The organism is Rothia nasimurium, from assembly GCF_049068285.1.
GTDB lineage: Bacteria > Actinomycetota > Actinomycetes > Actinomycetales > Micrococcaceae > Rothia > Rothia nasimurium_I.
In genome coordinates this window covers 77,966-102,650 of sequence record NZ_JBLKPV010000007.1, presented here as the reverse complement: position 1 = coordinate 102,650, position 24,685 = coordinate 77,966, and the positions used below count along the sequence as shown (strand labels likewise).

General features: G+C 56.6%; 21 protein-coding genes. 15 read left to right on the top strand and 6 right to left on the bottom strand.

The window, feature by feature from the left end:
* Positions 1–40 precede the first annotated feature (40 nt).
* Together metK and ACMXX3_RS07610 are read left to right on the top strand one after the other, a co-directional pair.
* Positions 41–1,246: a methionine adenosyltransferase gene (gene metK / locus ACMXX3_RS07615; RefSeq protein WP_421084132.1), complete on the top strand. Its 1,206-nt coding sequence runs from the start codon at positions 41–43 to the stop codon at positions 1,244–1,246.
* Positions 1,247–1,260: 14 nt separating this feature from the next.
* Positions 1,261–3,366, top strand: coding sequence for a primosomal protein N' (locus tag ACMXX3_RS07610; RefSeq protein WP_421084131.1), 2,106 nt, complete (start codon positions 1,261–1,263; stop codon positions 3,364–3,366).
* Here the strand turns inward: ACMXX3_RS07610 and ACMXX3_RS07605 are convergent.
* Positions 3,363–4,481, bottom strand: coding sequence for a glycosyltransferase family 4 protein (locus ACMXX3_RS07605; RefSeq protein WP_421084130.1), 1,119 nt, complete (start codon positions 4,479–4,481; stop codon positions 3,363–3,365). The two genes, ACMXX3_RS07610 and ACMXX3_RS07605, sit on opposite strands and share 4 nt — an antisense overlap.
* Complete coding sequence (locus ACMXX3_RS07600; RefSeq protein ID WP_421084129.1) at positions 4,478–5,368, bottom strand: alpha/beta fold hydrolase; 891 nt, start codon at positions 5,366–5,368, stop codon at positions 4,478–4,480. The genes ACMXX3_RS07605 and ACMXX3_RS07600 overlap by 4 nt, the downstream gene beginning before the upstream one ends.
* Before the next feature lie 262 nt (positions 5,369–5,630).
* Between ACMXX3_RS07600 and leuS the strand changes: the two genes are divergently transcribed.
* From leuS to holA, 6 genes are all read left to right on the top strand, one after another.
* Positions 5,631–8,069 (top strand): leucine--tRNA ligase, encoded by a 2,439-nt coding sequence (leuS, locus tag ACMXX3_RS07595; RefSeq protein ID WP_421084195.1) that lies wholly within the window; start codon positions 5,631–5,633, stop codon positions 8,067–8,069.
* A 112-nt stretch (positions 8,070–8,181) separates the two neighbouring features.
* Entirely contained in the window at positions 8,182–9,090 is a 909-nt protein-coding gene (locus ACMXX3_RS07590; protein WP_421084128.1) for a DegV family protein, read from the top strand.
* A gap of 540 nt (positions 9,091–9,630) precedes the next feature.
* Entirely contained in the window at positions 9,631–10,221 is a 591-nt protein-coding gene (locus ACMXX3_RS07585; protein WP_421084127.1) for a helix-hairpin-helix domain-containing protein, read from the top strand.
* A 461-nt stretch (positions 10,222–10,682) separates the two neighbouring features.
* Complete coding sequence (locus tag ACMXX3_RS07580) at positions 10,683–11,804, top strand: ComEC/Rec2 family competence protein (RefSeq protein ID WP_421084126.1); 1,122 nt, start codon at positions 10,683–10,685, stop codon at positions 11,802–11,804.
* 110 nt (positions 11,805–11,914) lie between these two features.
* Positions 11,915–12,751, top strand: a complete 837-nt coding sequence (locus ACMXX3_RS07575; protein ID WP_421084125.1) for a ComEC/Rec2 family competence protein — start codon at positions 11,915–11,917, stop codon at positions 12,749–12,751.
* Between the two features lie 52 nt (positions 12,752–12,803).
* Complete coding sequence (gene holA / locus ACMXX3_RS07570; protein ID WP_421084124.1) at positions 12,804–13,811, top strand: DNA polymerase III subunit delta; 1,008 nt, start codon at positions 12,804–12,806, stop codon at positions 13,809–13,811.
* A 132-nt stretch (positions 13,812–13,943) separates the two neighbouring features.
* Here the strand turns inward: holA and rpsT are convergent, their stop codons facing one another.
* A complete protein-coding gene (gene rpsT / locus ACMXX3_RS07565; protein ID WP_421084123.1) occupies positions 13,944–14,207 on the bottom strand; it encodes a 30S ribosomal protein S20 in 264 nt (87 codons plus the stop codon).
* Between the two features lie 211 nt (positions 14,208–14,418).
* The gene (locus ACMXX3_RS07560) at positions 14,419–15,114 is read right to left on the bottom strand and encodes a type II toxin-antitoxin system PemK/MazF family toxin (RefSeq protein WP_421084122.1); all 696 of its coding nucleotides are present in this window, start codon (positions 15,112–15,114) and stop codon (positions 14,419–14,421) included.
* A 158-nt stretch (positions 15,115–15,272) separates the two neighbouring features.
* Here ACMXX3_RS07560 and lepA point away from each other — a divergent pair, with 158 nt between their 5' ends.
* Both lepA and hemW read left to right on the top strand, forming a co-directional pair.
* Complete coding sequence (gene lepA, locus ACMXX3_RS07555; RefSeq protein WP_421084121.1) at positions 15,273–17,129, top strand: translation elongation factor 4; 1,857 nt, start codon at positions 15,273–15,275, stop codon at positions 17,127–17,129.
* Positions 17,129–18,379 carry a radical SAM family heme chaperone HemW gene (gene hemW, locus ACMXX3_RS07550; RefSeq protein ID WP_421084120.1) on the top strand — a complete coding sequence of 417 codons (1,251 nt, stop codon included), beginning with the start codon at positions 17,129–17,131 and terminating at the stop codon, positions 18,377–18,379. The genes lepA and hemW overlap by 1 nt, the downstream gene beginning before the upstream one ends.
* Before the next feature lie 71 nt (positions 18,380–18,450).
* Here the strand turns inward: hemW and ACMXX3_RS07545 are convergent, their stop codons facing one another.
* Together ACMXX3_RS07545 and ACMXX3_RS07540 are read right to left on the bottom strand one after the other, a co-directional pair.
* Complete coding sequence (locus tag ACMXX3_RS07545) at positions 18,451–18,867, bottom strand: DUF4870 domain-containing protein (protein ID WP_421084119.1); 417 nt, start codon at positions 18,865–18,867, stop codon at positions 18,451–18,453.
* A gap of 163 nt (positions 18,868–19,030) precedes the next feature.
* Complete coding sequence (locus ACMXX3_RS07540) at positions 19,031–19,882, bottom strand: DUF3097 family protein (protein WP_421084118.1); 852 nt, start codon at positions 19,880–19,882, stop codon at positions 19,031–19,033.
* Positions 19,883–20,044: 162 nt separating this feature from the next.
* Here ACMXX3_RS07540 and hrcA point away from each other — a divergent pair, with 162 nt between their 5' ends.
* The 5 genes from hrcA to ybeY all read left to right on the top strand — a co-directional run bounded on the left by hrcA (position 20,045) and on the right by ybeY (position 24,679).
* A complete protein-coding gene (hrcA, locus tag ACMXX3_RS07535; protein ID WP_421084117.1) occupies positions 20,045–21,037 on the top strand; it encodes a heat-inducible transcriptional repressor HrcA in 993 nt (330 codons plus the stop codon).
* Positions 21,038–21,089: 52 nt separating this feature from the next.
* Positions 21,090–22,217: a molecular chaperone DnaJ gene (dnaJ, locus tag ACMXX3_RS07530; protein WP_421084116.1), complete on the top strand. Its 1,128-nt coding sequence runs from the start codon at positions 21,090–21,092 to the stop codon at positions 22,215–22,217.
* Between the two features lie 9 nt (positions 22,218–22,226).
* Positions 22,227–22,985 (top strand): 16S rRNA (uracil(1498)-N(3))-methyltransferase, encoded by a 759-nt coding sequence (locus ACMXX3_RS07525; RefSeq protein ID WP_421084115.1) that lies wholly within the window; start codon positions 22,227–22,229, stop codon positions 22,983–22,985.
* A gap of 82 nt (positions 22,986–23,067) precedes the next feature.
* Positions 23,068–24,168: a PhoH family protein gene (locus ACMXX3_RS07520; RefSeq protein ID WP_421084114.1), complete on the top strand. Its 1,101-nt coding sequence runs from the start codon at positions 23,068–23,070 to the stop codon at positions 24,166–24,168.
* 4 nt (positions 24,169–24,172) lie between these two features.
* Positions 24,173–24,679 (top strand): rRNA maturation RNase YbeY, encoded by a 507-nt coding sequence (ybeY, locus tag ACMXX3_RS07515; protein WP_421084113.1) that lies wholly within the window; start codon positions 24,173–24,175, stop codon positions 24,677–24,679.
* The last annotated feature ends 6 nt before the right edge of the window (positions 24,680–24,685 follow it).

Genomic DNA, 24,685 nt, shown 5'->3' with positions numbered 1-24,685 from the left:
CCTTGTAGGCTCCTAGTACCGAGAGAAGTACAGTAGAACCGTGACTGAATACAAAAACCTCCGCCTCTTCACCAGCGAATCGGTGACAGAAGGCCATCCTGACAAAATTTGTGACCAGATTTCCGATGCCATCCTGGATGCCCTGTTGACTGAGGACCCTCATTCCAACGTGGCAGTTGAAACTATGGTAACGACCGGCCAGGTCATGGTGGCGGGTGAAGTAACAACCCGTGGTTATGTCGATATTCCCAAGATCGTGCGGTCAACCATTTTGGGTATCGGCTACAACTCTTCTACCCAGGGTTTTGATGGCGAGTTCTGCGGGGTATCCATCTCTATTGGTGAGCAGTCACCCGATATTAACTCTGGTGTGTACAACTCTCTGGAAGTTCGCCAGGGCACTGCTTCGGACGAACTCGATAAACAGGGTGCTGGCGACCAGGGCATTATGTTTGGGTATGCAACCAATGAAACCGACGTATTGATGCCTGCCCCTATTTACGTTGCCCATCGGCTGTCAGAACAGCTGACTAAGGTCCGTAAGGACGGTACCCTCCCGGGTCTGCGTCCTGACGGTAAGACCCAGGTCACCTTGGGCTACGACGAGAATTTCAAGCCGGTCATGATCGATACTGTTGTGGTTTCGACCCAGCATGCGGCTGACTATGACCTGGCGCAGCTGGATGCTGATATCCGTCAGTATGTGATTGAACCTGTGCTAGCCAGCTTCGACTTTGATGCCTCCCAGGCCAAGTTCATTATCAACCCTGCTGGCCAGTTCGTTCAGGGTGGCCCGGTGGGCGATGCCGGTTTGACCGGTCGTAAGATTATCGTCGATACCTACGGTGGCATGGCCCGCCACGGCGGTGGTGCTTTCTCCGGCAAGGACCCCTCAAAGGTTGACCGTTCTGCTGCCTATGCCATGCGCTGGGTTGCTAAGAACATTGTTGCAGCCGGCCTGGCAGACCGGGCTGAGGTCCAGGTTGCCTACGCTATTGGCCAGGCAGCCCCCGTCGGCATTTATGTCGAGACTTTTGGCACTGAAAAGGTTCCTGTGTCCTCAATTGAAGCAGCCATCCGCAAGGTCTTTGACCTCCGGCCCCTGGCTATCATCCGCGACCTTGAGCTACGACGTCCTATCTACGCGAAGACTGCAGCCAACGGCCATTTCGGCCGCGAGGACTACGACTTTACCTGGGAGCGTACCAACCGGGTCAACGAGCTGAAGGCGGCTGCTGGCCTCTAAGCTACAATGGCCCTATGACCATAGAACATGATTCTGAATCCCTGCAACCTGATTTGTTGCAGGGATTCGATGTACCCGATGCAAAACTTCTCGGCTCCTTAGCCGAGGAGGATTCAGCTGTGGTCTTACCTGTTGCCCGGGTGCATATTGATACCCATGTGCCTCACCTTGATCGCCTCTTTGACTACCGGGTGCCTGCAGAGTTAGATGAGCAGGCCCAGCCGGGGGTGCGGGTCCGGGTGAAGTTTGGTGGTCGCCAGGTCAACGGTTGGTTGAGGGAGCGGGTTGAACAGTCTGATTCACCGGCCAGGCTGATTCCCCTTCTCAAGGTTGTATCACCGGTGCAGGTTGTTACCCCTGAAGTATTTGATGTGGCTGATGCCCTAGCTGACCGATACGCTGGGTTGGTACCTGACGTCCTTCGGTTGGCAGTGCCTGCCCGGGTGGCCAAATGTGAGCAGGCCTTCCTTGAACAAGCTGACCCCAGCCGGTCATCGGATACCCCCCAGCCTGATTACCAGGTCCCAGAGGCCCTCTTTGGCGCCTACTCCCTGTACGAGCATGGCCAAGAATTCTTAGAAGACCTCCTAGCCGGTGCTGAGGCCCGGGCTGTTATGAGTATGGTCCCAGCTGCAAGCTCCGATTCCTGGGAAGTTTTGTTAGCGGGCACCCTCGTTGCCACGGCCTCAACTGGCCGGGGGGCTTTAGCTGTAGTTCCCGACCAAAAATCCTTGGACCGGCTGACCGGCGCCCTGACCGCACTCATCGGTGGTGATGCTTTTGCCCGGCTTACCGCCTCTGATACGCCGACCCAGCGCTACCATCACTATCTCAAGGCCCTCAATGGTTCCGTCCGCATTGTAATCGGTACGAGGTCAGCAGCCTACGCCCCGGTTCCCCATCTCGGGCTCGTTGCCTGCTGGGACGACGGTGATTCTAATGTAGTTGAGCAGAGATCTCCCTACTGTCACGCGAGGGACGTTCTCTTGCTGCGGGCAACGCGTGAAAAGACTGCGGCCCTCTTCATGGGATATTCGGTATCCAGTGAAGCCGCCAGGTTGGTGCGGACCCGCTGGGCTAGTCACCTGCACCCCAACCGGCAGATTCTGCGGGCTGCAACACCGCGGATTATGCCTACCGGCGACGACTACCAGCTAGCACGGGATCCCTTAGCAGCCATAGCCCGGATTCCCCACCAGGCTTTTGCCGTTGCCCAGGACGCCCTGACCCAGGGGCCTGTGCTAATCCAGGTTGCTCGGGCCGGGTACATTCCTCGCCTGTCCTGTCAACGATGCCGTGTTGCAGCTAGGTGCGATAACTGCCGGGGCCCCCTTTCGGTCCACGGCGGCCAAAATACGCCCCAGTGTGCCTGGTGTGGTAGTTTGGCCCATTCTTGGCACTGCGTTGAATGTGGGTATGACCGTTGGCGTTCTGGTCTTGTTGGGGCCCTGCGGACGGCTGAAGAACTGGGGAGGGCCTTTCCCGGGGTGCCAGTGATCGTCTCCAGCGGGGAGAATATTAGGCCAGAGGTAGGGGAGGAGCCTGCCCTTGTGATTGCCACCCCCGGGGGTGAGCCGGTTGCCCGAGGCGGTTATGCAGCTGCCCTTTTGCTGGATGCTGACAGGATGCTCCAGTTTGATTCCTTGCGGGCTCCCGAATCAGCCCTGCGCCGCTGGTTGAACGCTGCTGCCCTGGTGCGTCCTTTTAGTCAGGGGGGCAGGGTAGTGATCACCGCAAGCGCATCTCCGGCCTTAGAAGCTTTCATCCGGTGGGACCCCATGGGGTTTGCCCTCTGGGAGCTGGACGAACGCCATGAGATTGGCTTGCCCCCGGCCGTCCGCACCGCCGCAATCACCGGTAGTGAAACGGCCGTTCAGACCTTTTTAGATTCTTTAGGTATTCCTGAGGACGTACGGGTGAGCGGGCCGGTGCCCCTCTTTGACTCTACCGGTTTCTTTGAGGGAGAGTCGGATGAACCCCTGTATCGGGCGATTCTCTTTTTCTCCTACGGGCGGGGCCAGACTTTCACGCACCATCTGCGATCGGTTAAGGCTGCCCTAGCGGCCTTGAAGAAAAGTGAGCCTGTGCAGATCCGATGCGACGGCCTAGATATTCTCTAGGAGGCTTCAGCTGCCAGGTTCTTGGCTAGGTCAAGGAGGGCGAGGGCACTTTCCTGCCAGCTGTAACGGCGGGCATCAGCAAGGCCCTTTTTAATGAGGTCGAGTTGGTACTCCTTCTCTTCGAGCCTTCGCACGGCCTGGGCAAAGGCAAAGGAGTCTTCTGCCGGGGCGAATATTGCTGAGGGAGCAATCTCGCGGAAAATCGGGATATCGCTGAGGATTACGGGACAACCGGCAGATTGGGCCTCTACTACTGGTAAGCCGTATCCTTCTTCTCGTGAGGCAGTCAACAGGGCGGCAGAGGTAGCAAGAAGTTGGCTGTACTCGTCATCGGTGACACCCCCGTGAAGCACAATATTCTCGCCAAGTAGGGGTGCCAATTCGGCCTCTCGGGCCGGGGCCATTTTGGAGAGTAAATGGAGCTGATAATCCGGCAGGTATTTCATAGCCCTCACAAGGGTTTCTACATTTTTATAGGGCATGAAGGAGCCCATGTAGATCAGGTTCTTGGTGCGCGACACAGCCCGGCTGAGAGCATCTTCTTTAGTGACCACAGAGCCCGGCTGGGGTGCGTTGGGAATAACGTGGATTGGCTTGCGGGTCAGGTGGTTGCTTCGAATTAGAGTTGCGGTAGTTTCTGAAACTGTGGCGACGGCATCGGCAGAATTCAGCAGGTAGCGTTGGGGGGCGTAGCTGGTGTGGAAGGCCCGCCAGCCCAGCCTGACGGGCAGGGGCAGAAAGCCTGGAGGCTGGGGGTGGCTGTAGTAGATCAGGTCGTGGAGGGTCAATATGAGTTTGTAGTGACGGCCCAGCCCACCTAGTCCTAGGGTTTGCATGGGGGAGAAGACAACATCCGGGTGGAAGGCATTGAGCTGGCGGGCAGCTGTCGGTTCGAGAGCGGAGGTAGGGGAATTCAAGAGGACGTGGGGAAGCCTTGGCAACATATCAAGTTGGCGTTCGTCGTGGATAGCCATGACCACCTCAAAGTTCTCCGGCAACAACGGATGGCTGACGTCCTTTAGATCTTTGAGGGCAGTAAGCAGGGAGGCGGTGTAGCGGCTGATACCGTCGTGGAAGCCGATTCTGGTATAGCGGGCATCAACGATGAGTTTCACAGGTCCTCCTGGTGGTGGAAGTCAGAAATCAGGGCGGCAGCCCTTCGGGGGGTTTCGTAATGAATGAGGTGGCCCACGTCAGGAATGATATCGAGTCGCCCTCGTTGCAGGTGGGAGGCCATCTCCTGTTGCAGTTCGAGGGTCCCTAAATCGTCTTTCTCAGCAACTATGAGCTGGACGGGTAAGGGTAAGGACGGGGTGTAGTCGGCTGCCGTTGTAGAAATGGAGGCCCGGTAGGCCTCCAGGACGGCGTCCCTGGTAGCAAATGCCCCAAAGTATGCGGCATGTTGGCCGTTGATAAAGTTTTTCAGCTGCCTATCTTCCGCTTTGATCATGAACTCGCTCGTGATCCGGGTAATGAGTTGAGATCTGAGTAACCCAAAACCTGCCCGGGCGGGTAGGGCGGCTCCAGCAGCGTAGTAAAACTCAGCTAACTTACTCATGAGCTTCTGCTCACCTTCAAGCGCAGGCTGGCAGATTGGGTTGATGAGGGTGAGTTTTTTCACCAGGTTTGGTCGGCACAGGGCCGCGTAGGAAGTGACGATAGACCCGAAGGAATGGCCCACTAGATGCACCGACTGGCCTAGCACACCGTCCATAAAATCAATGAGCCAACTGGCGTAGGTTGAAACCGTGTGTTCAGCATGAGGAATAGGCTCTGTCTTCCCAAATCCGGGCAGGTCAGGTATGACCACCCGGTATTGCAGAAGCTGCGCGGCAATGAGCTCCAGGCCGTGGTGGTCGCCCCGAAAGCCATGAATGAGAAGCAGGACGGGGCCATCTGGGGTACCGTATTCCCACCAGCGGGTCCTAGCCCCAGCCACCACAGACTCCTGCATGGTGCCCGCAGGCCATGACACCGGAACCGGTTCAAAAACGCTATCCATCACAGGTCCTTCCACAGAAGCCAATTGTCCTTTCTTCCCCTCCTAACCTTACCCGGTCAAGGCGAGCCTAAGCGTCCTTCTCAGCCACTAAGAGGACGCCAGCAAGAAACCATCAAGAGCTGTAAACTGGAAGAAAACAAGACTCTTTGATACCCGTGCGCCCAAAAACGGGCAGTGCGTGTTTCACCAACAGACAGGAAACACCGTGACTGCAGAGGTAGAACCTACCGAACAGAACGAGACCACCTGGGACTTCCGCACCATGGAAGCCAAGTGGCAGCCCTACTGGGAAGAAACCAAGGTTTTTGAGCCCACCAACGAAGAAGGCAAGGAAACCCGCTATGTGGCGGATATGTTCCCCTACCCTTCAGGCGACCTCCACATGGGCCACGCCGAAGCCTTCGCCATTGGGGATGTTACCGCCCGTTTCTGGAAGCAGAAGGGCTACGATGTCCTGCACCCCATCGGCTGGGACTCCTTTGGCCTGCCCGCTGAAAATGCAGCTATCAAGAACAATACCCACCCCAAGGAGTGGACCTACAAGAACATTGAGACTCAGGCCGGGTCTTTCAAGCGCTACGGCATTATGACCGACTGGTCCCGCCGCCTGCACACTTCTGACCCCGAGTACTACAAGTGGACCCAGTGGCTTTTCCAGCAGTTCTATAAGAAGGGCCTGGCCTACCGGAAGTTCTCCCAGGTCAACTGGTGCCCCAAGGACCAGACCGTGCTGGCTAACGAGCAGGTCGTCAACGGTGAGTGCGAACGCTGCCACACCCCCGTCACCAAGAAGTCCCTGAACCAGTGGTACTTCAAGATTACCGACTACGCCCAGGAACTGCTGGACGACATGAAGCAGCTGGAGGGCCACTGGCCCGACCGTGTGCTGGCTATGCAGCGCAACTGGATTGGCCGGTCTGAGGGTGCCGAGGTTACTTTTGAGGTTGAGGCAGCAGGCAACAAGCCCGCTACCACCGTAGACGTCTTCACCACCCGCCCCGATACCCTTTACGGCGCAACCTTCTTCATCGTGGCAGCCGACGCCGACCTGGCCCTTGACCTGGTCACTGACGACCAGCGGGCGGCCCTGGAAGCCTACCGGGAAGACATCAAGGTCCTGTCTGAGATTGACCGCCAATCCACCGACCGGGAGAAGACCGGTGTCTTCCTGGGTCGCTACGCTATCAACCCCTTGACCGGCGATAAGCTGCCCCTGTGGGCGTCCGACTACGCCCTGGCTGACTACGGCACCGGTGCGCTGATGGCTGTACCCGCCCACGACCAGCGCGACCTTGACTTTGCCCGCAAATTCGATATCCCCGTCATCACCGTGGTCGATACCGGTGAGGAAGATCCGGCTGAAACCGGCATAGCCACCACCGGTGACGGTGTCCACATCAACTCCGGCCCCCTGGACGGCCTGAATAAGGCTGACGGTATCGCCAAGGCCATTGAGCTGCTTGAAGCCAAGGGCGTTGGCACCGGCAAGGTTAACTTCCGTCTGCGTGACTGGCTGCTGTCCCGCCAGCGCTTCTGGGGTTGCCCCATTCCCGTCATCCACTGTGAAGAGCACGGCGAACAGCTGGTACCCGAAGAGCAGCTGCCCGTCCTGCTCCCCGATAACCTGGCCGGTGAGGATCTAGCCCCCAAGGGCCAGTCCCCCCTGGCTGCGGCCACCGACTGGAACACCGTTCCCTGCCCCGTCTGCGGTAAGGACGCCAAGCGCGATTCCGACACCATGGATACCTTCGTGGATTCCTCCTGGTACTTCCTACGTTACGTCTCACCTAACTTCGATGAGGCCGTCTTCGATCCTGAGCAGATGAAGAAGTGGAACCAGGTCGATATGTATGTCGGCGGTGTTGAGCACGCGATTCTGCACCTGCTCTACGCCCGATTCTTCACCAAGGTTATCCGCGACCTGGGCCTGATTGAACACTCTGAGCCCTTCAAGGCCCTGATGAACCAGGGCCAGGTGCTCAACGAGGGTAAGGCCATGTCTAAGTCCCTGGGTAACGGTGTTGATCTGGGTGAGCAGCTCGATAAGTTCGGTGTGGATGCCGTCCGTACCGTCATGGTCTTTGCCTCCCCGCCCGAGGACGACGTCGACTGGGCCGATGTTTCCCCCGCCGGTATGCAGAAGTTCTTGGCCCGCGCCTGGCGTGTAGCTCAAGACGTCACCAGCGAAGTTGGTGCGGACGGCGCCAAGGGCGATGCAGGGCTGCACAAGCTGGTCCATCGCACCATTCACGACGTTGACTCCCTGGTCGAAAACGGTAAGTTTAACGTTGCCGTGGCAAAGACTATGGAGCTGGTGAACGCCACCCGCAAGGTCATTGACTCAGGTGCCGGTTCTGCCGACCCGGCCGTCCGCGAGGCTGCCGAAGCTATCGCTATCTTGCTCTCCCTCTATGCCCCCTACACCGCCGAGGACGCCTGGCACCTACTGGGCCATGATTCCCCGGTTCTGACAGCGGGCTGGCCTGAGGTTGATCCGGCCCAGCTGGTAGACGATACCGTCACCGCTATCGTCCAGATTAAGGGTAAGGTCAAGGACCGGCTGGAGGTCTCTAAGGATATCACCGAGACTGAGCTGGAGGCCCAGGCCCTGGCTTCTGACGCCGTCCAGCGGGCCCTGAACGGTGCTGAGATTCGGAAGGTCATTGTTCGTGCCCCCAAGCTAGTGAACATCGTGATCTAGGATCGCCTTTTTTATTATGGTCCCGGGGCCAGCTCACTGAGTGAGTCAGCCCCGGGATTTTTATCGGAAGGGGCGGGGCAGTCTTTTGGATTATTCACGGTAAAGTAGGCCTGTGCGTACTATTGCCATCGTCACCGATTCTTCCTCAGCCCTTCCCGACCACCTCCTGGATCAAATGGTTCAGGCCGGTGGATTTATTCAACTCGATCTTCCGGTGACTATCGGCGAGCGCTCAACTGAAGGGATGAGCCGCAGCCAGGTGGATGAAGCAATTGCCATGGCTCATGTTCAAGGGGAGCAGGTTACGACATCCGGACTTGCTCCAGGTGTTTTGATGGATGCCTATGAGGGTTTGGCGGTTCAGGGGTATCGGGCTGTTGTGTCAGTCCATCTGTCTGGTGAATTGTCAGGGACGGTTGAAGCTGCCCGGCTGGCTGCTCGGACGGTTGATATTCCTGTGGTGGTCGTGGATTCCTTGAGTTTGGCGATGGGCTTGGGGGAGCCGGTGTACCGTTTGTACCAGTTGTTGGAGACGGAGCAGGATATTGAAAAAGCCGCAGCGTTCGCCGATGAATTGTGTGCCAGCACTACCCTGTATTTCTTTATTCCGACTCTGGATGCCCTCAAACGTGGGGGACGGGTCAACCCGGCCCTGGCGATGGTGGGGCAGATGTTCCAGATCCGGCCGGTGGCAACTGTGGTTGATGGGCGGTTGCACTATGTTGAGCGCCCGCGGACTACGGCTAAAGCAATTGAGCGTCTGGCTGTCTTGACCAGGGATGAAGCCCGCTCACGGGAGGGGGAACTTCCCGAGGATGTAAGCTGTTGTTCTGAGATTCAGGAGGAATTGTTGCGACGTGGTGGGCGGGTCGTTGCAATTCACTACAGTGGAAATATTGATCAAGCCCACAAATTGCAGGCTGATTTGGGGTCTATCGCTGAAGATGCCCAGCTGAGCCCCTTACCCCCAGTTCTTTCTGCCCATGCAGGATTAGGGGCCCTGGCTACTGTCATCTATTGATAAGGGTAGTGCTGCTGATATAGGCTGTCATACCTTCTTTGAGCTTCACCAATTTAGCGGAATAACCTTCTGTTTTTCCTAGTAGGAGCGGTGAAGCCTTTTCCACAGAGTGACTTTCTAGTAGTAGGCCTAGGGCTATGAGTTTAGCCTGGGGCTATGAGCATCCCACAGAATCGAGCCTATCCAAGCCACCCCGACCTGCGTTTTGAAGATGGGGACTTGCCGCAGGAGCAGCAAGAACCAGAACACCACGAAATTGGGGGCAGGGACGAGCAGATATCCTATCTACTCTCATCCCGAGATCCTGACGCTTCATTCCCTTCCTCCCAGGTGGGGTACGTCCGAGCGGGGGAGAGGCCCCGGCACCGGAAAATACTTGATTCGGTCTTCCCTTCGAACCCAGACCAGTCATTGCCTGAGCCGTCAGCCCAACGTCATATTCGGTGGAAACTTCCCCTTGGCCCCCTTATTGTCTTGGCTTTGGTCTTGTCAGGGGTAACCCTTTGGGGAATTTTTCAACCTTCAGGCGGGTCCCCTCAGGTGATTCCCCTAGAGGGAGGTGCCACGGCCTCAGAATCGGTGCTAGCTTCTAGGCCAGGACCTTCCGGTAATACTCCCTCTGAGTCCGCTTTTTCCACTGAGCCTCCCGTACGGGCAGGCAGCGACCCTACCTCTGGTCAGCTGGTGGTACATGTTGCCGGAGCAGTAGCTCACCCCGGGGTCTACCAGGTTGAAGCAGGGGCTCGGGTTCACGACGTCGTTGAGCTGGCCGGTGGCCTGCTCCCTGAGGCCCATCAGGCATCCATAAACCTTGCTGAACCAGCCCAAGATGGCGTTCAGGTTTATATTCCCACTCAGGAAGAAGCCCACACTGCTGGTGTTCCGGCATCAGGGGCGGTAGTTGGTGTTGATGCTCCTCAAACCCAACCAGCACCTACTGCCCTGATCAATCTCAATACAGCCTCGGTTGAGGAGCTCCAGACCCTTCCCAAAGTTGGCCCGGTCTTGGCCGCAGCTATTGTGGCCTGGAGGGAGGAGAACGGCGGGTTCCAGCACGTAGATGAACTCGATCAGGTTTCAGGGATAGGGCCTGCGACCCTAGCCCAACTTCGCGATAAGGTTACCGTCTGATGAAGGCTCTCCATTGTGCGATCCGTGTCAGGAAGCAATGGTCAGCGCTCCGGCAAGAGCAAGCCCAGAAGGTCAGAAACAAGGTCCTGTTCTTTGACATCAGACTGATGGGTCCTGCTGTTGCATTATGGCTGGCAACTGCCCTTTGGATTCAACTTGGCCCCAAAGTTTTTTTACTTGTCCTTGGTGCTGGATTGGCCCTGTATGCCCTATGTCGGTTTGTTCGGGTCAGTTGGACTAACCACCGGTTTCAGGAACGGGCGGATCAAGTGACCTATCTTGTGGTATTTTCGCTTCTTCTGTTATTGATCCAGAGCAGTTCAATCCATTTCAGGGAATATCAGTCCCTCTGGTCAACCATGGCTGCCCTTAACGGGAGCACTGTGAGAATATCTGGCACAGTTACGGAATCGGTGCCTACCCAGGAGGGCAGATACAGAACTGAACTCACAGCCCAATCAGTGACTGCTCATGGCCATCAGTACCTGATTAATGCCCGAATGGTCCTCTATTCGTCGCAGGGTTTTAGTCCTGACGATCAGATACGAGGCATCGGCAAGCTGACGGTAAAGGGCACCTATTACACTCTCAGCGGCCAGGGGTTCTTGATTGAAGAATCACCCCGGGCTGCCCCCATTGCTGACCTCAAATTAGAACTTAATCAATTTGCCCAGAGGACGGTAGGGCCAGACCATGCTGCGCTCGTGCTGGGTCTTGCCTACGGTGACGATACCAGCATGACTACTGAGACAAGATCAGAGATGCGAACATCTGGGCTGACCCACCTCACCGCTGTTTCAGGGGCTAACATCACCCTGATTTTTGTCTTGGCCTACCGGCTGTGTGCCGCTGTGGTTTCCCAAAGGGTCATGTTAATTCTTGCCGGGGCTGTGGCTTCGACGGGGTATATTGTGTTGGTTGGCCCGGACGGTTCCGTCTTGAGGGCCTGGGTCATGGGCACAATCGGTGCCCTCGGGCTCGTCCTGGGACACGGGGCCTATAGCCTAAGCTACTTAGCCACCTGCATCATTGGCTTGTTACTCTTTGATCCGGCGTATGCGGCTGACGTTGGATTTGCCCTCTCTGCCGTAGCAACAGGTTCTATCCTGCTGCTTGCCCCTGCGATGACACGGCTGGTGAGTGCGGTTCTGCCACCAATTCTGGCTGATCTGATCACCATGCCACTTGCAGCTTCCCTCTGGTGTACACCGATTATTTTAGGACTTTCGGATTCTGTGTACTCGTACACCGTCCTCGCTAACCTCTTGGCAGCACCACTTGTTGCTCCTATTACCCTGCTTGGACTACTCGTACTCACCACTTACACCCTTCATCTTCCCCCAGCAATAACTGAGTTGGTGCTCCACCTGAGCCAGCTTTGTACCGGCCTCCTTCTTGATATCGCATCCTGGTGTTCCTCCTTGCCAGGTAGCGCACTTCCGGTTCAGGCAACCCCCCTCAATCTTTTGGTAGCCACCTCTGGTGTAGTTCTTACTAGCTGCGTTATTTGGTGGGCTGATTACAGGGTGTGTTTGCAGAAACCGCCCCGCCGACCTCGCCTCTACCAAGGAGTTTCCTCATGAAAAGTCATCGTTTGTCTGCCGGCCCCCAGGTTAGGAGGACAGTATCACCGACTACACTGAGCCGGGCAGTTTTCTGGTTGTGCGTTCTTCTTCTGCTCCTAGTCGCTGTTTTGATTTTCAACAGGCACATCGCTTCCCCTCAGATAGAGAAGGCCCCTACTTCCTGGCAATGGGTTACCTGCGATGTTGGCCAGGGAGATGCTCATCTGATTCGCACCGACATTCATGCAGCCTACCTACTGGATACAGGGGACGACGAAAATGCCCTGGCCTCCTGTCTGGAATGGGCACAGGTGGAAACTATTGATGCTCTCATTATCACCCATGCCCATTCAGACCACTACGGGGCCTACCCCTATGTGCTTGAAAACTACCAGCCCCAGCATATTCTGCTGACAGAACAGTTTGACCCTCAAAAAGCACCTGACCTATTCAAAAGATTGAACCCTGTGCTCCTCTCAGCTGGTGACCTTGAGCCTGTAGACATTTCAGGGAAAAATCCAGATCTGACCGGAGAAATTCTGGGGCCCCCTCATCGGTCAGGGCCACCAGTAAGCAACCAAGACATCAACAATTCCTCGCTTGTCATACATTGGAATATCCCCGCCGTGACTGAAAGTACCAGACCCCTGACTGTTTTGAGTACAGGGGACCTTGAGTCGGACGCCGCCCACCGACTGATATCAGAGCAGGGAAGTTCCCTGGAGGCCCACGTCCTAAAAATTCCCCATCACGGGGCTAGCGGTAGCGGAACAGACATCATTACTGCTACCCAACCCCGTCTTGCCGTTATCCCGGTTGGTGCTGGAAATTCTTACGGTCACCCTCACCAGGCCATCATTGATTACCTCTCTAGCCAGCAAATACCGACCTTTAGGACCGACCACAGTGGCCACATCGCCATCCATCACGGCCCCGAGGGAATCAGCGTCACCACATCAACATAACCTGCAGAAAACCTAAATATCTGACAAGATGGATACTCAAAGAAGGAGTACCATGGCAGCCCGTTCCCAGCGTCCTACCGCATCCCCGTCCTCCAGCTGGAGGACAGTCCAGCTGGCCCCCCTTATCCTGCTCCACGGCCCCGAAGAATATTTCGCCCAACGAGCCAAAGCCCGCCTCCGCCACCTCTTTCAGGAGGCAGTTGGATCCTACGAACTCACGAGCCTGAGCGCAAAAGATTACCGGGCAGGCCAGTTAGAGGTCATCGCAAGCCCCTCCCTATTCGATGAACCCAAAATTATTGAGATTGACCATGTGGCAACCATGAATGAGGCCTTCCTCAAAGACGCCCTGAATTATCTCACCGCCCCCCAAGATTCGACCCTAGTCATCCTGCACCATACCGGCGGTGCCAGGGGTAAGAAACTCATCGATGCTATCAAAGCCTCACGGAAATTTCCCCTTGTCGAATGTAAGGCTCTAAAGAATGACAGAGACCGGCTTGATTTCGTGATCCACGAGTTCAAGGCAATCGGTCGCACCGTACAACCTGCTGCGGCCGCTGCCCTCACAGCCGCTACCAGTGACATCTCAGAGCTTGCAGCCGCCATTCGCCAGCTGGCCCAGGACGAACAGGGAGAAATCACCCCAGATGTCATCGACACATTCTTTGGGGGGCGCACTGAGGTCACGGCCTTCAAAGTTGGTGATGCTGCAGTTGCCGGTAACGCCAGAGAAGCCATCAAACTACTTCGCCAGGCTCTCGACACCGGAAGTGACCCCATCCCCGTCCTGGCGGCCCTTGCCCTTCGTATGCGGAATATTGCTAAAGTTCACGGGACCCGGGGCAATAGCCACCAATTGGCAGGGGACCTCAAGATGGCTCCCTGGCAGGTTGAAGCGGCCCAGAGAGACTCCCGGAGGTATTCACCTGCTGATCTAGCTGCACTTCTCACCTTGCTTGCAGATACTGACGCCCAACTTAAGGGTGAAAACCTCGATCCCCTGTACCCTCTTGAAAAGGCAGTTTTAGCAATTGCCCGAGCCTCCCGTGCCGCCTAGGCCAAAGGGGGAAGGGCAGCGACTCGTAGTCCAGTTCAAGACAAAGCACAAGGCCCCGCCCACTCTAAGGTGGACGGGGCCTTGCGTCACTTCGCTCTTAGACGCCGGCTAGAGGGGCCGGAATATGAGAACTTAGGAAAGCTTGTTAACGAGAACGGTCAGACCGGACTTCTTGTTGGCAGCGTTCTTCTTGTGCAGAACACCCTTGGAAACTGCCTTGTCCAGCTTGCGGTTCGCGTTGCGAAGAGCTTCGGTTGCGGCTTCGACGTTCTTGGCCTCAACTGCCTCGTTGACCTTACGGATGGAGGTCTTAAGATCGGACTTGATTGCGTTGTTACGCAGGCGAGCCTTCTCGTTGGTGAGGATGCGCTTCTTCTGGGACTTGATGTTAGCCACGATTAAAAACTTTCTGTTTTTGTCTAATTGGTCGGTGAGGGCTGCGCTGACCGGTCATCGACTGAGCGGCGTGGGGATGCCTATGGCAACCGGAACAGCAGTGCCCGATGACCATCGGACACACAAGGATTAACTTTATCAGTTCACCTGTAATTTGGGGCAGAGATTAAGGCAACATTTACCGAATGGGGGCAAAAGGCGAAGGAGTGCTTTAGCGGCTGTTGAAGGCCTGGGCAATAAAGTCAAAGGTTCCCTGGTCCATGATAGCCCCTTCCCGGCGGATGCCTTGGGGGGAAAGCTGAACAACCCGGTTGAGTTTGACCTCGGAATCGCGGCCTTCCTTATCCCATACTCCGGCCCCAATATCTAGGTAGTTGGGGTCCTTTGAGGTGAAGCTGTTCTTGTCTTTGCTGGTGAGCATTAGACCCAACAGGTAGGGGCCGTTATGGCCAATGATGAGAACGGGGCGGTCCTTGCCTTGGGTGTAATCCTCTTCGAAAGGCACCCAGGCCCAGACAACTTCACCGGGATCAGCGTCACCGTCCAATGAAGGGGAGTAGGCAAAGTGGACGGTCCCAAAAAAGTCGCCCGGATAGCCTCCGTTTTCCCAGCTGCCGCTAGTGGCACCTGAATCTTGTGAGCCAGGAAAACCAGTGGGGTAACCGGTAGCGTACGGGTTTGAAGGAGGGGCAGGACGGTTTGTTCCACCGCTGGTGGGGGCTGAAGGAGCTTGATAATCCCGACCAAAGCTGCCAAAGTTGCCGTCCTTCCGGGGGCTCCTGGCCTGCTCTTGCCTACTTTCAGTACGGGGAGTTGCTCGGTTATCTCGCTCTTTTTGTTTTTGGTACTTATTCCACTCGCGGAAGATTCTCTCGCCTAGATTGAGAATTTGGGTCACGGTACGCATATTGATCTTCATGGTCAATACAATAAACGGTTTAGCCCGGCGCGCAGGCAGACACGCACCTAAGAAATGTGAGAAACTGGATAACTGATTTATTTCGTCAGAGACTTGGTATAGCTCGAGTAAGAGCTTGAAGCTCGTCGTGAAAGGACCTTACACACGTGTCACCCTTGGCGACCAACCCGCCCAAGCCGTCGGCTACTGACCCTTCTGTCATTCGTAACTTCTGCATTATTGCCCATATTGACCACGGCAAATCGACCCTGGCTGACCGCATGTTGCAGGCAACTGGTGTCGTGACCCCGCGCGAGATGAAGGCCCAGTACCTTGACCGCATGGATATTGAGCGGGAGCGCGGTATCACCATTAAATCCCAGGCTGTGCGTATGCCTTGGGAGGTAGATGGTGTTAACTACGCCCTCAATATGATTGATACACCGGGTCACGTTGACTTCACCTATGAGGTGTCCCGGTCTCTGGCTGCGTGTGAGGGTGCTCTGCTGTTGGTGGACGCCGCCCAGGGCATTGAGGCTCAGACCCTGGCCAATCTTTATCTGGCGATGGAAAATGATCTGACCATCATTCCTGTCCTCAATAAGATTGACCTGCCGGCTGCCCAGCCTGATAAGTACGCCGAAGAGCTGGCTAACCTGATTGGGGTTGAGCCCGAGGACGTCCTGCGTGTTTCAGGTAAGACCGGTGAGGGTGTTCCCGAGCTGCTGGATCGCATTGTGGAGCTGCTGCCTGCCCCTGAGGGTCAGGCTGATTCTCCGGCCCGGGCCATGATTTTTGACTCGGTTTATGACTCCTACCGGGGTGTGGTCACCTATGTTCGTGTGGTGGACGGCAAGCTGGAACCCCGCCAGAAGATCAAGATGATGTCCACCGGGGCTGAGCATGAGCTCCTTGAGATCGGCGTGATTTCTCCCGAGCCTAAGCCGACGGACGGCCTTGGCGTGGGCGAGGTGGGTTACCTGATTACCGGTGTGAAGGACGTCCGCCTCTCCCGTGTCGGTGATACCGTCACCGGTGCCCACAAACCTGCTGCCGAGGAGCTGGGTGGCTATGAAGACCCCAAGCCTATGGTTTTCTCAGGCCTCTTCCCGATTGACGGCTCTGACTACCCGGCCCTGCGTGATGCCCTCGACAAGCTGCAGCTCAATGACGCAGCCCTGATTTACGAACCCGAGACGTCTGCGGCTCTGGGCTTCGGCTTCCGCTGTGGCTTCCTGGGCCTGCTCCACCTTGAGATTGTGCGCGAGCGCTTAGAACGCGAGTTCAACCTCGATCTCATTTCTACTGCCCCTAACGTTATTTACGATGTGGTAGATGAGGCAGGTAATGCCCAGCGCGTGACCAATCCCTCTGAGTTCCCCGAGGGTAAAGTCGCTACCATTCGCGAACCCATGGTGGCCTGTACAATCATCGCCCCTAACGAGTTTGTGGGTGCGATTATGGAGCTGTGCCAGTCCCGCCGCGGCACCATGGGTGGGATGGACTACCTCTCCCAGGATCGCGTTGAGCTCCGTTACCGCCTGCCCCTGGCTGAGATTGTCTTTGACTTCTTTGACCAGCTCAAGTCCAAAACCCGCGGTTACGCCTCACTGGACTGGAAGTTTGACGGTGAGGAAGAAGCTGACCTGGTCAAGGTCGATATCCTGCTCCAGGGCGAGAAGGTGGACGCCTTCTCGGCCATTACCCACCGCGATAAGGCCTATTCATATGGCGTGATGATGACCGGCAAGTTGCGCGAGCTGATCCCTCGTCAGCAGTTTGAGGTGCCGATTCAGGCTGCTATCGGCTCCCGCATTATTGCCCGTGAAAATATCCGCGCTATGCGCAAGGACGTTCTGTCTAAGTGCTACGGTGGCGATATTTCGCGTAAGCGTAAGCTGCTGGAGAAGCAGAAGGAAGGTAAGAAGCGCATGAAGATGGTGGGCCGGGTTGAGGTCCCCCAGGAAGCCTTCATTGCGGCCCTGTCTTCCGGTGAAGAAGGCAAGGACAAGGCCAAGAAGTAATGCCTGCCCAGCCTGTAGGCGCGCCGGCACCCTTGGACGGCAGAATCCCTCTCGATTCTGCCGTCCGCTTGTTGGAGCGCGATTTTTCTCTGTATGTGCATGTGCCGTTTTGCTCGGTGAGATGCGGTTATTGCGATTTCAATACCTATGCCACTGATGATTTCGGCAACGGGGTCGGTTTGGGTAGCTACGCTGAGGACGCCATTGCCGAGTTGCGGTTTGCCCGGCAGGTTTTACGGGAATCGGGTGCCCCTGACCGACCCTTGTTTTCGGTCTTTTTTGGGGGAGGAACCCCCACGAAGCTCCCTGCCGCTGACCTGGTCAAGATACTAGCCGAAGCCGTTGATTTATTTGGGCTAGAAGAGGGTGCTGAGGTGACGACCGAGGCCAACCCAGATTCGGTGACCCGAAAGGATCTAGAGATTCTTAAGGCCGGGGGTTTTACCCGGGTGTCCTTTGGTATGCAGTCTGTGGTTCCTGAGGTTCTTAAAGTGCTCGATCGCACCCATACCCCGGCGAACGTCCCCAAGGTCGTAGCCTGGGCAAAGGAGGTGGGGCTGCAGGTTTCTGTGGATCTCATCTATGGTTCGCCGGGGGAGACCCTAGAGCAGTGGGAGCAGTCGGTGCGGGCAGCTGTCTCCTATGGCCCCGACCATATTTCTGCCTATTCTCTGATTGTTGAAGAGGGAACCAAACTGGCAGCCCAGATTCGGCGGGGTGACTACGCTATGCCTGATGAGGACCTCATGGCCGATATGTATCTCTTGGCAGAGGAGATTTTCACCGAGGCTGGCTACCACTGGTATGAGGTATCGAACTACGCCAAGTCACCTGAAAATCGTTCCCGCCATAACTATGCCTACTGGCGTAATCAAGACTGGTGGGGCATTGGTCCCGGTGCCCATTCGCATATTGACGGGACCCGCTGGTGGAATGTGAAGCACCCGGTTCCTTATGCCCACCGGGTGCGGGCGGGGCAGAGCCCGGCTGCAGCCCGTGAGGTGCTGGGGGAGCAGACCCGTAGGTTTGAAGATATTATGCTCATGATTCGGGTCATTGATGGCATTGAGATTTCCCGCTTGCTGCAGGAATCGAATGAACATAGTATTCAGTCCTCCCTGGATTGGTTGGAGGGGCAGGGTCTTCTTGACCCCCAGGCTCGTCAGGACGGCCGCGTCCAGCTCACCTTGAAGGGCAGGCTGTTGGGAGACGCCGTCACCCGGGAATTGCTTCCAGACCTAGGTGACTAGGGGGAAGAGATTGTAGAGGGGCCTGGCTACCGGTTGGTAGCCAGGCCCCCTGTGTATCCAGATTTTATGATCTACTTGCGGCGGGCAAGGAAGCTACTGAAGAGTCTGGTGTTGAAACGGTACTGGTAGGGGTTACCGCGGGTGACCTGGAATCCAGCCATGAGGGCAGATACTGCCAGGTAGGTCCAGGTGAGGGCGGCAAGCAGTCCGAAAAAGCCACCGACTGTAGGTAGGTTGCTCAGCACGATAGCGAGAATAATGATGATGGTGGGTAGCAGGGTGAAGTCGAGGGCTTCACGAGATTCCTGCTCGGTGAAGGGGCCGCGCCCCCGGTAGAGGTAGTAAATTGCAGCTGCGGGAGCGCAACCTAGGACACCACCAAAATGGGCAGCAGTTGCAATATTCCGGTCTGAGGTCACAGACAGGTGGTGTGCTGTAGCTGGGGTGCCCCGGTAGGGGGTTTTGGAGGGGGAAGGTGCGGTCTTCAACTGGTTTTCTCTTCGGGTTAAAAGGGCTGAGCGATGTGGAATCGTTTGGGATGATTCCGTATTGATTTATTCTAGTTTGGAACCTGTGAGTTCAACAGCCCGAACCTCTACCCGCTCTTTTAATTAGGGCTTGGTTTTGGTCACATGCGGGCTGACGACCTGGTTAGGGTTCTAGAGTTACGAAATCGATAAGTTGCTCAACGGGGCCAAGCAGGGTTGGTTCGAGGTCGGTGTAGGTGTTGACCCGGCCTAGGATCTGGTCCCAGCCTGCTCGGATGTCTTCGGGGGTTGAAGCTGGCTTGCCCCAGCGGGTCAGGATTCCGGTTTTCCAGTCTTCTGAACGGGGGATGGTTGGCCAGGTGTCTAGGCCCAGAACTCCGGGCTTGACGGCCTGCCAGATATCTACGAATGGGTGGCCGACGATGAGGACATTTCCGTTGATTCCTGGCTGGGATAAGACCTGCTGGGCAAGGTGGAATTCCTTGCTGCCTTCCACGAGGTGGTCAACTAAAATCCCCAACTTCCGGTGGGGCGCTGGTCCAAAATTGTTCAAAGCTGTTTCAAGATCGTCGATGCCGTGCATGGGTTCAACGACAATCCCCTCAACCCGAAGATCGTGGCCCCACACTTTTTCGATAAGTTCAGCATCGTGGATCCCTTCAACCCAGATGCGGCTTGCCCGGGCTGTTCGGGCCTGGGAAGTGCGGACGGCGATTGAACCAGACCGGGAGACCAGTTGGGTTTCTTTGGGTTTGGCTTGGGTGGGTTCTACAAGGTCGATGGGCCGGCCTTCGAAGAGGAAGCCGGGCCCGAGCGGAAATCGTTTTATCCGGCCGTGCCGGTCCTCAAGACCAACCATCCTCTGGCCGTTCAAGGTGCCAAGCTGGACGACAGCGCCTACGAATCCGCTTGAGAGGTCTTCTAAGACGAGCCCAGGTTTCACAATCAGCCGGGGGAGGGAGGGGCGTCCTTGTGCAGACAAATCTGTCTGCCCCCAGGAGTCTCGGTAATCCACTGGTTGATATCCCCCTTTGAAAGGTCATTAGCCTACAGCGTATCGAATTCTGATTCTAGCCCAGGGGTATTAGAGTTAAGGACAGCATTAGCACTCCACGGTTGACAGTGCTAAGGAATGAACACGTTAGAAAATACCTGGATTGGACGGACAGGAGGCTCCATGAACCACCCACGAAGACTGCAAGTTCTGCAGGCTATCGTTGAGGAATACGTTCATACCCGTGAGCCTGTTGGGTCCAAGACCCTGATTGAACGGCACCAGCTCGGCGTCTCAAGTGCAACCGTCCGGAACGATATGGCAGCCCTTGAGGAGCAGGGACTCATTCGGGCCCCGCACGCCAGTGCTGGCCGAGTGCCCACAGATCAGGGTTACCGCCTTTTTGTCAATCAGATTGCGGACCTTCAACCCCTATCAGCTGCTGAGAAAAGGGCCATCCATACCCTGTTGGAAAGCGCTGAGAGCGTGGATGACATGATGAAGGCCAGCGTCCGCCTGCTCTCTTCCCTCACCCAACAGGTTGCAGTTGTCCAGTATCCCACCGGCCCTGAGGCAATTGTTCGCCATATCGAACTGGTCTCTTTGGCCAGCAACACCCTGCTGGTTATCCTCATTACCAGTACCGGCCAGGTCTATCAACGAACAATCACGGCACTTCATACACCGGAGGAACTGCCGGCTGTACGCCAGGGTCTGATGGACCTCTATGCCCAAGAACCCCTGAATCTCCTGGCTGAGGCCCAGGCACCGGAAGCAGCCCGTCCCCTTGTCCACGAGGTGTTCAAAGCCCTCAACCTGGTGGCCAGCCAGGGCTGTTCAGCTCAGGTTCTTGTGGCTGGAACAGCCTATCTAGCCCAAGCTACCGTGGACTTCCAGGGCAGTATCGCCCCCATTCTCGATGCCTTAGAGGAGCAGGTTGTTCTCCTGAAACTATTGACTAACTTGGAGCACGATGAGCACGGTCTGGCCGTCAGTATCGGGGCAGAAAACAGGGATGAGTCCCTGGCTGAGACCGCAGTGGTTGCCCACAGTTATGGGCCGGGTGGAACAGCCAATCTGGGTGTTGTTGGGCCAACCCGCATGGATTACATCAGTACCCTGTCCAAGGTCAATGCAGTAGCCCGGTATCTTTCAACTATCTTGGGCCAACAGTAACAAGCTTTTAGAATCTACTAATCTACCCCTCCGTTCACGAAAGGTCAGCCCCTTGAGTAGCCATTACGAAACCCTCGGTGTTTCCCGCGACGCAAGCCCTGAAGAAATTAAGAAGGCCTACCGCAAAAAAGCCCGCCAACTCCACCCAGATATTAACCCGTCAGAAGAGGCAGCTGAAGAATTTAAGCGGGTCTCCCTTGCCCACGATGTTTTGTCAGACCCTGAAAAACGGCGCATCTATGACCAGACTGGCAACGAGAACGGTACCGCTGGCGGTTTCGGAGGTGCCGGAGCAGGCTTTGGCGGTTTTGGTGGCTTCCAGGATATTTTCGACACCTTCTTCAATGCCTCCCCTCGTGGCCCCCAAAGCCGGATGCGACAGGGGCAAGACGCCCTGATTAACGTCAAGATTGACTTGAAAGATGCCGTCTTTGGCACCAATAAGCCCATCACCGTTGATACCGCCGTTACCTGTGATCTCTGCCAGGGGGAGGGTACCGCTGAGGGAACCCACCCCGAAACCTGCGACACCTGCCACGGCCAGGGCTACATGCAGCGTCAGGTTCAATCGATTCTGGGCACCGTCGTTCAACCGGTGGAGTGCCCCACCTGCCGCGGGTTTGGCACCGTCATCAAGCACCCCTGCGCCGAATGCTATGGGGAGGGGCGCGTGCGTGAACGCAAGCCTCTGACCATCAAGATTCCTGCCGGTGTCACCAACGGTGCCCGGATCCGCCTGGCTGGCCAGGGGGAGGCAGGTACAGCCGGTGGCCCCAATGGCGACCTCTACGTTGAGCTGCGAGTCAACCCTGACCCCACCTTCAGCCGGGACGGCGATGACCTGGTCGCCACTGTAGGCGTACCCATGACCGCAGCGGCCCTGGGTACCACCATCACTCTTGAATCCTTTGACGGTCCCCAGCAGGTGCAGATTCCCACCGGCACCCAATCTGGCGACGTCATTACCCTCAAGGACCTGGGCGTCAACCGCCTACGCGGCGGCGGACGTGGTGATCTTCGCGTCCAGATTGAAGTACGCACCCCCACCGACCTCACAGACGAACAGAAGAACCTGCTCAAGCAGTTCTCTGAGTTGCGCGGGGAGGACCTACAGGTCAGTGAAACTGTTACCCATAAGCAGGGAGGCTTCTTCTCCCGCCTCAAAGACCACCTCAAATAGGAGGACTCGGTGAGCAACGCTGTCTACTACATCGAACCTGACGAGTTAGCATCCCTAATGCCCGGTTCCACCCTGCACCTGACCGGAGATGAGGGGCACCATGCCCTGGTCAAGAGGCCAGAGCTAGGCGAGGGGCTCGATGTGGTGGACGGGACAGGTAACCGGGCAATTACCAAGGTAGTGGAGCTGAACCAGGACGGCCCCGTGCTGGAGGTTCTGGAACTCACCCAGGACGCAGTGGGTGCGGAGATTTACCTGGTGCAGGCTCTTGCCAAGGGAGATCGGGATATCCAGGCTATTGAGATGGCCACCGAACTTGGTGCCCACGGCATAGTTCCTTGGAGCGCTGACCGGTCCATCGTTCGCTGGAAGATGGACCGGGCTGTTAAGGCCCGGGCCAAGTGGCAGAATACCGTGCGGGCTGCAGCCAAGCAGTCCCGCCGGGCCCTGCTACCTGAGGTCTACGAACAACATTCCACTGCTGACCTTGCTGATTTGGCTCAGGAACTGGGGCAGGAGGCTCTCTTCCTAGTTCTGCACGAAGAGGCTGACAACCGGCTGACTGAGGCCCTTGACCAGCACCTTACCGAGCAGGTCAAAGAGGTCTACTTCATCGTTGGTCCCGAAGGCGGGATCAGCCCCCAGGAGATCGACCTGCTCACCGTCGCCGGAGCCCACCCGGTCCTGCTGGGGCCTGAAATTCTCCGCAGCTCAACCGCCGGGGCCGCCGCCATTTCCGCCCTCAATGTCGCCCTAGGACGCTGGTAAACCCTGTTGGGCTACAGGTAAAGTAAGAACTACCGCTAACGCTTTGTATTTCAAGGAGCTCTGACAGCCCGAACGGGCATTTATGACTACCTCACCAACGGCAAGCAGCCGCCCCCTTTCCGTTGCCCGCACCTTCTCCTTCCGGTCAACCGAAGAAATGGTTGCGGTGCTGGGCCCCCACGATGGAAACATCACCCTGATTGAGCACAGCTTCCCCGGTCTCACTATTCGCCCCAAGGGGCTGGATGTGGTCGTGACCGGTCCCTCCGAAACCGTTGCCACCACCGTCCGCCTGCTCGCTGAACTAACCATTCTGGTAGAAAATGACACCCAGGTCACCAGTGAAGTAGTCAAGCGCATTATGGGCATGATGACGGCCAGCCTCTCCCACCCAGCAACCGCCATCAGCCAGAATATTCTGAGCTCGCGGGGTAAGAATATCCGGCCCAAGACCATTAACCAGAAGTCCTATGTTGATGCGATTGACGCCAACACCGTAGTTTTTGGGATCGGGCCTGCCGGTACCGGTAAGACCTACCTAGCAATGGCTAAGGCTGTTCAGGCCCTCCAGTCCAAGGAGGTCAACCGCATTATCCTGACCCGCCCGGCTGTTGAAGCGGGCGAGCGCCTGGGCTTCCTACCCGGGTCTCTGAACGAGAAGATTGACCCCTATCTGCGCCCGCTCTACGATGCCCTGCACGACATGATGGACCCCGAAACCATTCCGCGTCTGATGGAGGCTGGGACGATTGAGGTAGCACCTTTAGCCTATATGCGCGGACGTACGCTGAATGATGCCTTCATCATCTTGGACGAAGCTCAGAACACCACGGTGGAGCAGATGAAGATGTTCCTGACCCGCCTGGGCTTTGGCTCCAAAATGGTCATCACAGGGGACGTTACCCAGGTCGATCTACCCGGGGGGCAGGCTTCTGGCCTCAAACAGATTCGGCAAATCCTTGAGGGTATTGACGATATCCATTTCGCGGTTTTGCAGGCCGAGGACGTGGTCCGTCACTCCCTGGTATCAGATATTGTGAGCGCCTACGATAAGTGGGATGATGCTAAGTCCTCTATGGAGCGCCGCCGTCACCGCAAGGTTAAGCGACAAACTATTGAGGCCGCTGCCGAGAAGCTGCTACAGCAATCAGGTATCGAAGTACATTCAGAAGAGAAGGCCTAGTTTCATGAATATTGAGTTTGATCTTGAAGACCCCGGCACGGAGGCAAGCGACTTTGTTCGTGAATCTTTTGAAGCTGTAGATATCGAGGTTTTACAGAGGCTTGTCGCCTACGCTTTTGCCCACATGAAGGTATCTCAAGACACTGAGCTGTCTATCGCCATTGTGGGGGAAGAGGAAATGGAGCGCATCCATATTGACTGGATGGACCTTCCTGGCCCCACCGATGTCATGAGTTTCCCCATGGACGAGCTGACTCCCGGAACTGATGAGGAGCCTGCTACCGGCGTCCTGGGTGATATTGTGCTCTGCCCGCCTGTGGCCGCCCGCCAGGGGGCTGACGCTGGCCATTCCACTCTTGATGAGCTGTGTCTGCTAACCACCCATGGAATTTTGCACTGCCTGGGGTACGACCATGCCACGGCTGAAGAGGAAGCTGAAATGTTTGGCATTCAGCGAACGATTCTAGAGGGGTTCCTCGGACGCCCCGCCCCCGTTGAGACGAGGCACTAACCGGTG

Coding starts and splice junctions, on each gene's coding strand:
- ACMXX3_RS07520 (WP_421084114.1), top strand. CDS start 23,068: ATGACTACCTCACCAACGGCAAGCAGCCGCCCCCTTTCCGTTGCCCGC.
- holA (WP_421084124.1), top strand. CDS start 12,804: ATGGCAGCCCGTTCCCAGCGTCCTACCGCATCCCCGTCCTCCAGCTGG.
- ACMXX3_RS07600 (WP_421084129.1), bottom strand. CDS start 5,368: ATGGATAGCGTTTTTGAACCGGTTCCGGTGTCATGGCCTGCGGGCACC.
- hrcA (WP_421084117.1), top strand. CDS start 20,045: ATGAACCACCCACGAAGACTGCAAGTTCTGCAGGCTATCGTTGAGGAA.
- leuS (WP_421084195.1), top strand. CDS start 5,631: ATGGAAGCCAAGTGGCAGCCCTACTGGGAAGAAACCAAGGTTTTTGAG.
- ACMXX3_RS07610 (WP_421084131.1), top strand. CDS start 1,261: ATGACCATAGAACATGATTCTGAATCCCTGCAACCTGATTTGTTGCAG.
- ACMXX3_RS07560 (WP_421084122.1), bottom strand. CDS start 15,114: ATGCGTACCGTGACCCAAATTCTCAATCTAGGCGAGAGAATCTTCCGC.
- ybeY (WP_421084113.1), top strand. CDS start 24,173: ATGAATATTGAGTTTGATCTTGAAGACCCCGGCACGGAGGCAAGCGAC.
- hemW (WP_421084120.1), top strand. CDS start 17,129: ATGCCTGCCCAGCCTGTAGGCGCGCCGGCACCCTTGGACGGCAGAATC.